This is a genomic window from Caballeronia cordobensis, assembly GCF_001544575.2.
GTDB classification, from domain to species: domain Bacteria; phylum Pseudomonadota; class Gammaproteobacteria; order Burkholderiales; family Burkholderiaceae; genus Caballeronia; species Caballeronia cordobensis.
In genome coordinates this window covers 171819-185513 of record NZ_FCNY02000009.1, presented here as the reverse complement: position 1 = coordinate 185513, position 13695 = coordinate 171819, and the positions used below count along the sequence as shown (strand labels likewise).

Genomic DNA, 13695 nt, shown 5'->3' with positions numbered 1-13695 from the left:
ATGCATTCGAAAGATGCATGGCGCTTTTTCATTCACGCAAGCCAGTCCGCCACCGTCTGCACCACGAGCCACGCATTCGCCGCGCTGATCACGCTAAACAGCAGCCACGCGACGAGTTTCATATATGTCCTGTTCGCGAACTCGCCCATCAAGGTGCGATCGCTCGTCATGCGAATCAGCGGATAGAGCGCGAACGGCAGTTGCAGGCTCAACACCACCTGGCTCGCGACGAGCAGCTTGCCGACCGCGCCATTGCCCATCAGATACACGCCGATCAACGCCGGCACGAGCGCGAGCGCCCGCGTGATGAATCTGCGCTGATAACACGGAATCTTCAGCCGCAGAAAGCCTTCCATGATGACCTGCCCGGCGATCGTTCCGGTGAAGGTCGAGCTTTGTCCCGAAGCGAACAGCGTGACCGCGAACAGAACCGCGGCGAGACCGGTGCCGACGATCGGCGCAAGCAGCTTGTACGCATCTTCGATCTCGGTGACTTGCGTATGCCCTGTTGCATGAAACGCCGATGCCGCGAGAATCAGGATGGCCGCGTTGATAAGCAAGGCAAGAATGAGCGACACGATGGTATCGAGCCGCGAGAGCGTGATCGCCGATGCAAGGCTTTTCGCATCGCGATCGACCACGCGCGTCTGCACGATCGACGAATGCAGATACAGGTTATGCGGCATCACGGTCGCGCCGAGAATGCCGATCGCGAGATAGAGCGGTTCGCGATCGCTCAGCGCATGAAGCGACGGCACGAGCCCCGCCGCCACCGAGGGCCAATGCGGTTTCACGAGAAAGAGCTCGATGACATACCCCACGCCGATCGTCGCGATGAGACCGAGCATGATCGCTTCGAGATCGCGAAAGTTCTTGCCCTTGAGTCCGAGCACGATGAGCGTATCGAAGGCCGTCAGCACGACGCCCCATATCAGCGAGACGCCGAACAGCAAATGAAAGGCGAGCGCACCGCCGAGCACTTCGGCGAGATCGCACGCAATGATCGATATCTCCGCGAACATCCATTGCGCATTCGCGACGGGCTTGGCATAGCGCTCGCGCGACAATTGCGCGAGGTCCTTGCCGGTGACGATGCCAAGCCGCATCGAAAGACATTGCAGCACCATCGCCGCGAGACTCGACAGCACGACGACGAAAAGAAGGTTATAGCCGTAACGCGAGCCCGCTTCGATATCCGTGGCCCAGTTGCCCGGATCCATATAGCCAATGGAAATGAGCAAGCCCGGCCCTGCGAACTGCAATAGCTTTTTCCATAGCGGCGCGTGCGGCGAAACCGCGACGGAGCCTTTGACTTCGGATGGGCAGAACGGCGCGGTGGCCGTGGTCGGCAGATTGAACGGCAATTTGTTGTTCCTGATGCGGTGTCCGGGACGCGCAAGACAAGGCTTACAGAAGGCCTCACGCGGGCGAGTCTAACATCGGCTGCGCACAATCACAGACGCCCCTTATCTTCGCTGTGCAGCGCGTTCAGCACGCGTTCCAATCTGACCAAAGCGCCATGTGATCGCCAGCATGTCGTCACGGTACGACAAATAGAATTCGAGGGTGGCCGTGGCGGCCGTGCCGATGCTGCACATCGCGCAGCCGCACGCCGCGTCCATCCTTCAATCGCATGAGGAGTACGCCATGAAACTGATCACTCGCATCGCCGTCGTCGCGCTTGCCGCCGCGCCGCTCGCCGCGCTCGCACAAAGCGAAGGCCTCACGCGCGCACAGGTCAAGCAGGACCTGCAACGCGTCGAGCAGGCGGGCTATAACCCGTCCGAGCGCGACGCTTTCTATCCGGACAACATCCAGGCAGCGGAAGAAAAGCTGCAGTCATCGACCGCCTACGGCGCGTCGCCGGACGGCACGTCCGCTTCCGGCCAGGCCCCGGCGCAGCAGAACGCGCAGTAACGGCGCTGCCCAATGCAGAACGTTACCTGCATTGAAGCGGTGCTATTCCCAAAGCAGTTGAACAACGCGCGCGGCCCTGACCGCGCGCTTTCGCAAGCTTTCTTTCAAAACGCCTAATCTGACGGACGCGCCATATTCACGTCATATTGTCGTTGGCACCCGGCCACTACCATAGCGACACCGATGGCGAACCGCACGCCTTGCTCGCCTCTTTCGCAGCGCCCTTCCCCAGCATCTTCCGAACGACTCAATGTGGATAGTCAACGTTGCGCTTAAACGGCCCTACACGTTCATCGTGATGGCCATCATGATTCTGCTCGCCACGCCCTTCGTCCTGATGACGACTCCGGTGGACGTGCTGCCCGAAATCGATATTCCCGTCGTCAGCATCATCTGGAACTACACAGGCCTCTCCGCGCAGGACATGGCCAATCGCATCACGTCGGTCAACGAGCGCAGCCTCACGACCACGGTGAACAACATCGAGCACATCGAGTCGCAATCGCTGCAAGGCATCGCGATCATCAAGCTCTTCTTGCAGCCCACCGCGAACATTCAGACGGCGATCGCGCAGACCGTCGCGGTCGAGCAGGCGCAGTTGAAGCAGATGCCGCCGGGCGCGACGCCGCCGCTCGTCATCAGCTATTCGGCGTCGAGCATTCCGGTGATCCAGCTCGGTCTGTCGAGTCCGAAGCAGTCGGAACAGGATCTCAACGACACCGCGCTCAACTTCCTGCGCCCGCAGCTCGTCACGATTCCCGGCGCGGCCGTGCCTTATCCGTATGGCGGCAAGACGCGCCTTATTTCCGTCGATCTCGATACGCGCGCCCTGCTCGCCAAGGGCCTCACGCCGACCGACGTCGTGCAGGCCGTCAATGCGCAAAACCTGATCTTGCCGACGGGCACCGCGAAGATCGGCCCGAAGGAATACACGATCAACATGAACGGCTCGCCCGCGACCGTCGCGGGCCTGAACGATATCCCGGTGCGCACGATCAACGGCGCGACCACGTACCTGCGCGAAGTCGCGCACGTGCGCGACGGCTTCTCGCCGCAGACCAATGTCGTGCGGCAGGACGGCCGGCGCGGCGTGCTGATCTCCGTGCTGAAGAACGGCACCGCGTCGACGCTTTCCATCGTCAACACGTTGCAGGATCTGTTGCCGCAAGCGCGCGCATCGTTGCCGCCGGATCTCAAGATCAGCGCGCTCTTCGATCAGTCCGTGTTCGTGAAGGCGGCCGTGCAAGGCGTCGTACGTGAAGCGCTGATCGCCGCCGCGCTCACCGCCGCGATGATCCTGCTCTTTCTCGGCAACTGGCGCAGCACCTGCATCATCGCGATCTCGATTCCGCTTTCGATCCTCTCGTCGCTGATCGTGCTGCATGCGCTCGGGCAAACCATCAACATCATGACGCTGGGCGGCCTCGCGCTCGCGGTCGGCATTCTCGTCGACGATGCCACGGTGACGATCGAAAACATCGAGCGGCATCTGCACATGGGCACGAATCTGCACGACGCGATTCTCGAAGGCGCGGGGGAAATCGCCGTGCCCGCGCTGGTGTCGACGTTGTGCATCTGCATCGTATTCGTGCCGATGTTCTTCCTCACCGGCGTCGCCAAATTCCTGTTCGTGCCGCTGGCCGAAGCCGTCGTATTCGCGATGCTGGCGTCGTACATCCTGTCGCGCACGCTCGTGCCGACGCTCGCCATGCTCCTGATGGGCCACGCGCACGCGCCCGATTCAAAGGCAAAGCCGAATCTCTTCATGCGCCTGCATCGCCGTTTCGATCGCGGCTTCGAGCGCATGCGCGGCGCGTATATCGTGATTCTCTCGACGCTGCTCGTGCGCCGGCGCCGCTTCGCCACGCTCTTTCTCGGCTTCTGCCTGCTCTCGGCGGGCCTCGTGTTCGTGCTCGGCGAAGACTTCTTCCCGAGCGTCGATGCGGGCGATATCCGCATGCACATGCGCGCGCCCACCGGCACGCGCATCGAGGAAACCGCGCGGCTCGCCGATGAAGTCGAAAAGGTCGTGCGCCAGATCGTGCCGCAAGACGAGCTCGCGACGATCCTCGATAACCTCGGACTGCCGTATAGCGGCATCAATCTCTCGTACAGCAACGCGGGCACGATCGGCACGCTCGATGGCGAGATTCAGGTCGCGCTCAAGGAAAATCACGCGCCGACGCAGAAGTACATCGACGAATTGCGTGCGCTCTTGCCGCGCCGCTTTCCCGGCGTCGAGTTCTTCTTTCAGCCGGCGGATATCGTCACGCAGATTCTGAACTTCGGCTTGCCCGCCGCCATCGACGTGCAGATTCAAGGGCAGAACGGCAAGGCGAATTTCGAAGCCGCGAGCAAGCTGATGAAGCAGATCCGCATGATTCCCGGCAATGTCGATACGCACATTCAGCAAAAGCTCGACGAGCCCGCGATCGATCTGCAAATGGACCGCACGCGCTTGCAGCAACTGAATCTTTCCGCGAGCAACGTCGCGCAGAACGTGCTCGTCTCGCTGTCGGGCAGCTCGCAGACCGCGCCGGGTTTCTGGTTCAATCCGCGCAACGGCGTCGAATACAACCTCGCGGTGCAGACGCCGCAGTATCAGGTTTCATCGATCGACGAATTGCTGCGCACGCCCGTCTCCGCCTCGCTCAACGGTCCCACGCAACTGCTCGGCAATCTCGTGCGCCTCTCGCCGCAGACGCAGTTCGCCGTGGTCACGCACTACAACATCCGGCCCGTGATCGATCTTTTCGTCAGCGTGGAAGGACGCGATCTCGGCGGCGTCGCGCGGCAGGTGAACCATCTCGTCGATGAAGCACGCAAGACGCTTCCGCGCGGCAGCCAGATCGTCGTGCGCGGACAGGTCGAGACCATGCGCACGTCGTTCGTCGGCCTCGGTCTCGGCGTCGCCATGGCGATCGTGCTCGTGTATCTCCTGATCGTCGTGAACTTCCAGTCGTGGGTCGATCCGCTCATCATCGTGAGCGCGTTGCCCGCCGCGCTCGCGGGCATCATCTGGATGCTCTTTCTCACCGGCACGCATCTCTCCGTGCCCGCGCTCACCGGCGCGATCATGACGATGGGCGTCGCCACCGCAAACAGCATTCTGATGGTTTCGTTCGCGCGCCAGCGTCTGAATGCCGGCATGCCGCCGCTCACCGCCGCGCTCGAAGCGGGCGCGAGCCGCATCCGTCCCGTGCTGATGACCGCGTTCGCGATGATCATCGGCATGGTGCCGATGGCGCTCGGTCTCGGCGAAGGCGCGGAGCAGAACGCGCCGCTCGGCCGCGCGGTGATCGGCGGCCTGTTGTTCGCCACGGTTTCCACGCTCTTTTTCGTGCCGCTCGTCTTCGCGGGCATTCATGCGCGCCTCGCCCGCCGCGCGGATCGCAAGCATCCATCGCAACTCGAAGACGGCAGCGGACACCACTGACATCACGGCATCAAGACGAACATGACCGAAAAGAACCACGCATCGCTTGCGATTCCCGCACGCGACCCGAACGAAGGGCCCGCGCTGCCGCCGCGCAATGTCGAATGGAAACGCGCGAAGATCGCGCTCGTCATCGTGCTCGCGCTGCTCGCGATCGGCGCCGCGCGCACCGTCGTCAGCGACATGATGCACAACCGCTCGATGACCGCGCGCACGCAGCAAAACGCGCAGCAATACGTGAACGTCGTCGCGCCCACGCAGACCGACGGCGGCGGTGAAACGACCTTGCCGGGCACCTTGCGCGGCTTTGTCGAATCGCCGATCTACGCACGCGCGACGGGTTATCTGCTGCACTGGTATGTCGATATCGGCGCGCGCGTGAAGCAAGGCCAGCTGCTCGCCGATCTCGATACGCCCGAGATCGATCAGGAGCTCGCGCAGGCGGTCGCGCAGCGCGATCAGACCGCATCGAGCCTGGGGCTTGCGAAAAGCTCGCTGCAACGCTGGCAGCAATTGCGTGAGCGCGACGCGGTCTCGCAGCAGGAGCTCGACGAACGTCAAAGCACCTACAACCAGGACGTCGCGAATCTCGCCGCCGCCGATGCCAATGTGAAGCGTCTGCGTCAGCTCGAATCGTTCAAGCGCATCGTCGCGCCGTTCGCGGGCGTCGTCACGCAGCGCAACGTGGATGTGGGCGATCTCATCGATGCGGGCAGCGGCACGAGCCGCGCGCTCTTCGCGCTCGCGCAGTCCGATCCGTTGCGCGTGTTCGTGCAGATGCCGCAGGCGTATGCGCAGAGCGCGCGCGCCGGTCAGGACGTGACCGTGACGCAGGCCGAACTGCCGGGCGAGCAGTTCCACGGCAAGATCACGCATGTCTCCGGCGCGATCGACGTGCCCACGCGCTCCTTGCAGATCGAAGTGACGCTGCCCAATCCCGATGGCCGCCTGCGTCCCGGCGCGTATGTGCAGGTCGCGCTGCCCGCCGCCGCGCATGCGCGCCTGCTCGTGCCGGGCAACGCGCTGCTGTTTCGCGCGGAAGGCCCGCGTCTCGCGGTCGTGGATGCGAACGGTGTCGTGCATCTTCACAAGGTCGTGATCGCGCAGGATCTCGGGCAATCGCTCGAAATCGAAAGCGGCGTCGATGCAAGCGACAAGGTCATCATCAACCCGAGCGATTCGATCGCGGACGGCGATCATGTCGTCGTCGCTCAGCCCGCGGCGGGCAACAAGGCCGCATCATGAAAGCCGCGCTTTGCCTCACGCTGGTATCGATGCTCGCGGCCTGCACGGTCGGGCCGGATTATCGCCGACCCGTCGCCGAGACCCCGCCCGACTGGAAAACGGATTCGTACTGGCGCGTGGGCGAGCCTTCGCATGCGCCGCTCGCGCTCGACTGGTGGCAGTCTTTCAGCGACGCCACGCTGAGCGGCCTCGAAACGCAGGCGCTCGCGCAGAATCAGACGCTCGCCGCCGCGAGCGCGCATTACGCGCAGGCCCGCGCGACGCTCGCACAAACATCGGCGCTCGCGCTGCCCGAAGTCGATCTCGGCGCGAACGCCTCGCGCACGCGCGTATCGCGCAACCGGCCCGTCACCAACTACGCGACGCCGAGCAGTTCCACAGTGCAGAACGATTTGAAGCTCGCGCCGAGCGTCAATTACGACGTCGATCTCTTCGGCCGCATCCGGCGCGAAGTGGAAGCCGCGCATGCGAGCGCCGATCAGTCGCGCGACGATCTCGCCAATGCGCGCCTCGTGCTCACGACCGATCTCGCGAGCGATTACTTTTCGATGCGCGAGCTCGATGCGGAAATCGACGTGCTGAACCGCTCCGTCGATCTGCAGAAGAAAGCGCTCGACTATGTGAAAGCGCAGCACGATCTGGGCGCCGTGTCGGGCCTCGACGTCTTGCAGCAGCAGGCGCTGCTCGACCAGACGCGCGTGCAGGCGCAACTGCTCGTGAATCAGCGCGCGCAGTTCGAGCATGCGATCGCCGCGCTCGTCGGCACGCCCGCACCGCAATTCTCGATCGCCCCCGCGCTGGACGACGCCGCGCTGCCGCCGATTCCGCTCGGCGTGCCCAGCGACGTGCTGCAGCGCAGGCCCGACGTTGCCTCGGCCGAGCGCGCGATGGCCGCGGCCAATGCGCAAATCGGCGTCGCCAAGGCAGCGTTCTTTCCGAGCGTCACGCTGAACGGCGCGATCGGCTGGGAAAGCACCGCGTTTTCAAGCCTGATTTCCGCGCCGAGTCTCTTGTGGACCATCGGCACGATGGCGAGCCAGGTCGTATTCGATGGCGGACGGCGCGCGGCGGGCGTCGATTTCGCCAACGAAGGATACGCCGCGGCGGTCGCGAACTATAGGCAGACGGTGCTCGGCGCGTTTCAGCAAGTGCAGGACGGCATCGTCGGATTGTCGGTGCTGGATGGCGCGGCGAAGCAATCGCATGCGGCCGTCGTCGACGCGCAACGCTTGCTGTCGCTTGCGAACGACCGTTATTCCGGCGGGCTCGTCGCGTATCTCGACGTCATCACCGCGCAGCAGCAATTGCTCACGAGCCAGCGTCAGGATGTGCAGATTCGCGGCCAGCAGCGCACCACGTCGGTGGCGCTGGTGAAGGCGCTGGGTGGCGGCTGGGACGCGAACGACGCGGAAAAGATCGCGGACTCGACGCGTCAGACCCAGTAGAAACGTAAGCAAAACAAGCACGAAGCCCGCGAGGCTCGTATAGTGAGCAGTTGAACAACACGGTAAGCACACACTGAACGCGCACAGGTGCCAGGCATGAAAGTCCTGATAGTCGAAGACGAACATAAAGTGGTGGACTACCTGCGCTCGGGCCTGACCGAGCAAGGCTGGGTCGTCGATGTCGCGATGGACGGCGAGGAAGGCACGCATCTCGCCATCGAATACGACTACGACGTGATCGTGCTGGACGTCATGCTGCCAAGACGCGACGGCTTCGCGGTGCTGAAGGCGCTGCGCATGCAGAAGTCCACGCCCGTCATCATGCTCACCGCGCGCGATCACATCAACGATCGCGTGCGCGGCTTGCGCGAAGGCGCGGACGATTATCTGACCAAGCCCTTCTCGTTCCTCGAACTGGTCGAGCGGTTGCACGCGCTCGCGCGCCGCACGCGCGCGCAGGAATCCACGCTCATCTCCGTGGGCGATCTGTATGTCGATCTGATCGGCCGGCGCGCGACGCGCGATGGCGTGCGGCTCGATCTCACCGCGAAAGAGTTTCAACTGCTCTCGGTGCTCGCGCGCCGTCACGGCGATATCCTGTCGAAGACCGCGATCACCGAACTCGTCTGGGAAGTCGATTTCGAAAGCCACACGAACGTCGTCGAAACGGCGATCAAGCGTTTGCGCGCGAAACTCGACGGACCGTTCCGCACGAAACTGCTGCATACCGTGCGCGGCATGGGCTACGTGCTCGAAGTGCGCGAAGTCCGCGACACGCGCGACGCCAGGGAAGACGCGAGACCATCATGAACACGCAGTGGACGTCGTCGCCGCACGAGCGCGGCGACGCGAACGAACCGCGCACGCAGCGCTCCATCTCGCGGCGTCTCGCCGTGATGTTCGCGCTCGTTGCGCTGTTCGTGTTTTCGCTCGTCGGCTCAGGGCTCTTTCTCGTGCTGCGTGTGCAACTGGAGCAGCACTTGCGCGACTCGCTCGACAATCGCGCGGAGATTGCGCGGCTCATCGTCACGCACGTATCGAACCCGGACAAGTGGAAGATCGCCAAAGAGAAGCTCGCGGACATCACGCCGCGCGACGGCTCCACGCTCTTCGCCGTGTCCAGCAATGACCCGCGCTTCGAGTACGGCGCGCCGCCCGAGGGCCGCGTCATCAAACGCGTGCTGGGCGGCTATGAACGCTTTCGCCCCAAAGACCGCGCCTACGACATGCTGATGACCACGCTGACGATTCCGCCGAACGCGGACCGTCCGCCCTTGCAGCTCTTCGTCGCGATCGACTGTTCGCCCAACGTTCACACGATGCGCGCGTTCGGTCTTGCGCTCGCCGCGTTCATGGCGCTCTCGACCGTCGCGGTGCTGCTGCTCAGCTATTCCGTCGCGCGCCTCGGTCTCGCGCCGCTCACGCGGCTCACGCGCGATGCATCGAAGCTGAGCCCGACCAACCGCTCGCAACGCCTCAATACGCGCGCGCTGCCGATGGAGCTGGAAGATCTCGCGAAGTCCTTCAATGGCGCGCTCGAACGGCTCGATCACGCCTACGGGCGGCTCGAATCCTTCAACGCCGATGTCGCGCACGAATTGCGCACGCCGGTCACGATCCTCATCGGTCAGACGGAAGTGGCGTTGACGCGCGATCGCTCCATCGACGAACTGCGTCATACGCTGCAATCGAATCTCGAAGAGTTCGAACGCGTGCGCGCGATCATCAACGACATGCTGTTTCTGGCGCGCGCCGATCAGGGCGAACGCGCGACGGGGCTCGTCGAAGTGTCGCTCGCGGCGGAAGTCAATCGCACGCTGGAGTTTCTCGAGATTCCGCTGGAGGAAGCGCAGGTCGGTGCGACCGCAAGCGGCGACGCCCGCGCTTTCGTCAACACGTCGCTATTCGGACGCGCGCTGACCAATCTCGTGATGAACGCGATTCAGCATTGCGCGCCCGGTGCGACGATCGCCGTCTCGGTCACGCGCGAACATGGGCGCGTGCGCATTGCGGTGGCCAATCCGGGCGAGCCGATTCAGCCGCAAGTGATGGCGCATCTCTTCGACCGTTTCTATCGCGCGGAAAGTTCGCGCACGAACAGCCGCGAGAATCACGGCCTCGGGCTCGCCATCGTCAAGGCGGTGGCGGAGATGCATCGCGGCACGGTGTCCGCGACGAGCACGAACGGCATCAACACGTTCTCGTTCTCGGTCGCGCGTTTCGGCAACGAGACGCGGCCCACGCACGATGTGGCGCTGCCGGTTCCGCCGGTCGTCGAAACGAAATCCGCCGCGACATGAGGCGCGCCCGCGCGCTTCACTGACAGAAATATTCGTCCGATGCCGCGACCGGCGCGTCTGCCGTGGCCGGCTTGAAATGGCTGTATTTGCGATACGTCTTGCCGTTCACCGTCACGGATTCGGCGGCTTCCGTCTCGCCGTTGGCCGAGGCGATCGCGCTGCTATGCGCTTCCACGTTGCCGTTGCTCCAGCTGCTCGCGCGCGCGAACGTTCCGCCCTTCGACGTATCGGTCTTGCTCTGCGCGGAGAGCGTGTTCGTGACGGGATTGCCGAAGCTCTTCGTATCGATCGACGATTTCGGCGGCACGTAGCCCCACTTCGACGTGAGCGTGCTCATGTCGATTTCCTGCGGCTTCCATCCGATGATCTTCGTGCCGATCGCAAGCGGCGACAGCTCCACCGCGACGATCTTCGTGCCGCGCCGCGCGACGAGCAGGCACTTGCCGCCCGCGGTCTCCAAGGGCACGTAACCGCTCGAAGGCAAGAGCGCGAGCGCCTGCGCGTCGGGCATCGCCTGCACCCCCGCCGGGTTCGCGGCCCAGATCAGGCCGCCGCTGGCGTCGGCGTGTGCGTGCATCGGCATCATCGAGATCATCGCTGCCGCCGCGAGCGCGATGGCCGCTGTTTTCTTCTGACTTTTCATCGCCTGCCTCATGCAAACCTAAGCGGGAAAACGAGGGTTGACTCTCCGGGACCAGTCTTTCAGAGCCAACCCTTCAAAGGGAGAGACGGCCCGATCGCTCGGGCGCGCCTCTTCTGCTCCAGAGCGCAATTGAGCCCTGGATGTACCGCTTCCTCACTGCACCAGCGAGACTTCGATCTTTTCGCCGATGGGCGTGCTCGCCACTTCGACGCCATCCGACACGTCAGCCTTATCGTACGCCCGGGCCGCGACCGGCGTCGGCTGCGCAACCTGCTTCGCGGGCGCGGGCTGCGCCTGCTTGGCGGCGTCCTGCGTCTTCAGGTTGACGTCCGGATTGTTCGCGGCGGTCACGGGCAGGCCGAGGCGCGCGCGAATCAGCGGATCGCGAAACTTTTCGTCATCCGAAAGAACGGCGTCCGCGCCCGACTTCGCGAGCGGCGTGGTCGTGCCCGGGCACAGATGGCCGGTCGCTTCCACCGCGCGGCGATTCGCATCGCTCTGGCACAGGAGCGCGAGCGCGACATCGGTCAGGCCCATCGCGCGGAATTCACGCGCATCGAGACGGCGCACGCAAGCCTGATCGACGAGCGTCGTGCCGCCGGTCGCGCCGAAGCCCGTGATCGACAGGCCGAAGCTCGCCGAGCCCATGCAGGTGTCGGACAGCGTCGTCGTGAGCGCGGGCGCGGCGATCGACGGCGTCGTGCGCACCGAGTACGAGCTCTGGTTGTAATCGACGGTCGTGCGCGTGTCGAACGCGCTCGTGCCGGGGCCGGTGGAGGCCTTGCCAGTCGCGTCCGTGCCGCTGGTGGAGCCCGTGCCGGCGGAGCCCGAGCCGTTCGCGCCCGTGCTGGAATTTGCAAGCGCCGGCATGGAAAGCGAGATGTTGACGTTCGACGAACCGCCTTGCGCCGACGAACGGCCGCCGTTGGCGTTCGCCACGCCCAGGCCGCCGACCGACGATGAATTGGAACTGGTGTTGGCCGTCGAATTCGCCGACGTGCCGATGTTATTCAGGCTCGATCCCCCGCCCTGACCGATGCCGGTCGAAGTCGACCCCGAGACGGAGCCCGACGAGGAATTGGCCGTGGTGTCAGCGTGGGCAAGTTGCGCTGCGCAGAACAGCACCGCACATGCCAGTTGCAAAGTGGTCTTGTTCATTTTGGTTCTCCGGAAGGAAAGGGGAACGTCACGGCACATGACGACCCCGGACGGCTTAGAGTTTTTTTATAGATTCGGCAAAGGCGGTGTCGCGCAAGCACGCGTCTCGTGATGACGCCGCCCCTGCCGTGGCTCACGGTCGGCTTAGCGCCAGCCGCCGCCGAGTTTGCTCCATGCATTGGCCGCTGCGTCCGCGCCCGAGGTGCCGCCTGCCGACGACGTGCCGTGTCCGAATCCGCCGACGTTCGACGTGTTGGTGTGGCTGGTCGTGGCGTTGGTCTTGTTGCCCGTCACGCCGAACATGTTGCCGGCGACCGACTGCGCGTTGCCATTGGCCGTGCCGTAGTTGCTGGCGGTGAAGTGGCCGAAGCCCGAGACCGAAGCGGAGGTCGAGCCGCCCGAGGTCGAGCTCGAGCTGGAGTTCGTGCCCGTGGCCATCGCGGAGACGGAGACCAGCGAGAGCAGTGCGGCAGCGATGAGAGTGCGTTTCATGATTTGCATTCCTTATCGAATCGGTAAGATTGGATTTCGTTTTTTGTTGTTCGAACCACGTTCACACCGGTAGGACCAAGCGAACCCCGTTGCGGCGAAGTCCGCGGTCCTTCACGGGGTGCTTAACGCCAGCCGCCACCGAGCTTGCTCCAGGCGTTCGCCGCGGCGTCGGCGCCCGAGACGCCCGTAGCCGTCGAACCGCCGAAGCCCTTGCCGCTCGCCGACGTCGTGTTGATGTGGCCGGTCGTTGCATTGGTCGTGTTGCCCGTCACGCCGTGGCCTTGTCCTGCCGTGGCCGATGCGTGGCCGTTGGCGATGCCGGCGTTGGTCGCGGTGAACGAGCCGAAGCCGTACACGGCGGCGGCGGAGGTGCCGCCCGACGTCGAGCTCGAGCTGGAGTTCGTGCCCGTTGCGAAAGCAGCGGCGGAAACGAGCGAAAGAGCGGCGGCTGCTGCGATCAGTTTGCGTTGCATGGTGATGTCTCCAAGTGAAGGCGCACGGTAATTCCCTGCTACATCGACGCCGGTATGTAGCTGGCACGGCAGTGAAAACTACTTCGTTAGTATTCCTATTTCATTCGCCTGCCTGAATTTCGCCTGGGTGAAACGGTGTGAAAAATTCAGCGGGTGTATGAAAGAGGGTCGCGCTTCGGGCGCGGATGAATCAGATCGGAATCGATGCGAAAGCCGAAGCGGCGCGCACTTCGATCGGACGAAGTCGTCGTTCGTGCATCGAGTCGGTCAGGTCGAGGCTGGCTTGGGACGGGCTGATGGTGCCCGTCGAGCGGATCACGGCGCGCAGGCCTTCCGCTCTTTCGATTTGCTTTGCGTTCTTCTTCATCGCGATCCCCGTAACACGCTTTTATGTTGTTTCAGGCACCTGGTCTTTTTTGTGTGCCTGTGTTTTGAGGTGACTGTACGGAAGATGAAAAGCGGCAAGCGTGGGGCAGGCAACACTAAACTTCACGTCACACCAAATCGTGAGAAATTTGGTTGGCCAGCGCTCATATGAACAGACCAGAAGCCCGCAAACGCCCTGTTTTCGCGGGTTTCCACGGAT

At 63.7% G+C, this 13695-nt stretch carries 12 protein-coding genes; 6 read left to right on the top strand and 6 right to left on the bottom strand.

What is annotated here, in order from left to right:
• Positions 1–32: 32 nt before the first annotated feature.
• The gene (locus AWB70_RS19035) at positions 33–1364 is read right to left on the bottom strand and encodes an Nramp family divalent metal transporter (protein WP_053569544.1); all 1332 of its coding nucleotides are present in this window, start codon (positions 1362–1364) and stop codon (positions 33–35) included.
• Positions 1365–1647: 283 nt separating this feature from the next.
• Between AWB70_RS19035 and AWB70_RS19030 the strand changes: the two genes are divergently transcribed.
• The 6 genes from AWB70_RS19030 to AWB70_RS19005 all read left to right on the top strand — a co-directional run bounded on the left by AWB70_RS19030 (position 1648) and on the right by AWB70_RS19005 (position 10343).
• Positions 1648–1917 carry a DUF4148 domain-containing protein gene (locus AWB70_RS19030; RefSeq protein ID WP_053569854.1) on the top strand — a complete coding sequence of 90 codons (270 nt, stop codon included), beginning with the start codon at positions 1648–1650 and terminating at the stop codon, positions 1915–1917.
• 250 nt (positions 1918–2167) lie between these two features.
• Complete coding sequence (locus tag AWB70_RS19025) at positions 2168–5353, top strand: efflux RND transporter permease subunit (protein WP_014251025.1); 3186 nt, start codon at positions 2168–2170, stop codon at positions 5351–5353.
• A gap of 21 nt (positions 5354–5374) precedes the next feature.
• Positions 5375–6598, top strand: a complete 1224-nt coding sequence (locus AWB70_RS19020) for an efflux RND transporter periplasmic adaptor subunit (RefSeq protein WP_053569545.1) — start codon at positions 5375–5377, stop codon at positions 6596–6598.
• On the top strand, positions 6595–8043 hold the full coding sequence (locus AWB70_RS19015) for an efflux transporter outer membrane subunit (protein WP_053569546.1): 1449 nt from the start codon (positions 6595–6597) through the stop codon (positions 8041–8043). Before AWB70_RS19020 ends, AWB70_RS19015 begins: the two co-directional genes overlap by 4 nt.
• Positions 8044–8139: 96 nt before the next feature.
• Positions 8140–8853 (top strand): heavy metal response regulator transcription factor, encoded by a 714-nt coding sequence (locus AWB70_RS19010; protein ID WP_014251028.1) that lies wholly within the window; start codon positions 8140–8142, stop codon positions 8851–8853.
• A complete protein-coding gene (locus AWB70_RS19005; protein ID WP_075644271.1) occupies positions 8850–10343 on the top strand; it encodes a heavy metal sensor histidine kinase in 1494 nt (497 codons plus the stop codon). The genes AWB70_RS19010 and AWB70_RS19005 overlap by 4 nt, the downstream gene beginning before the upstream one ends.
• A gap of 16 nt (positions 10344–10359) precedes the next feature.
• Here AWB70_RS19005 and AWB70_RS19000 read toward each other — a convergent pair whose 3' ends face one another.
• The 5 genes from AWB70_RS19000 to AWB70_RS38780 all read right to left on the bottom strand — a co-directional run bounded on the left by AWB70_RS19000 (position 10360) and on the right by AWB70_RS38780 (position 13476).
• Positions 10360–10986 (bottom strand): hypothetical protein, encoded by a 627-nt coding sequence (locus tag AWB70_RS19000; RefSeq protein ID WP_053569856.1) that lies wholly within the window; start codon positions 10984–10986, stop codon positions 10360–10362.
• Between the two features lie 153 nt (positions 10987–11139).
• Positions 11140–12144, bottom strand: a complete 1005-nt coding sequence (locus AWB70_RS18995; protein ID WP_041731751.1) for a hypothetical protein — start codon at positions 12142–12144, stop codon at positions 11140–11142.
• Between the two features lie 144 nt (positions 12145–12288).
• Positions 12289–12636, bottom strand: coding sequence for a hypothetical protein (locus tag AWB70_RS18990; protein WP_041732215.1), 348 nt, complete (start codon positions 12634–12636; stop codon positions 12289–12291).
• Positions 12637–12758: 122 nt separating this feature from the next.
• Positions 12759–13109 (bottom strand): hypothetical protein, encoded by a 351-nt coding sequence (locus AWB70_RS18985; protein WP_014251033.1) that lies wholly within the window; start codon positions 13107–13109, stop codon positions 12759–12761.
• Between the two features lie 190 nt (positions 13110–13299).
• Positions 13300–13476, bottom strand: coding sequence for a hypothetical protein (locus tag AWB70_RS38780; RefSeq protein ID WP_159680262.1), 177 nt, complete (start codon positions 13474–13476; stop codon positions 13300–13302).
• Positions 13477–13695: the final 219 nt, after the last annotated feature.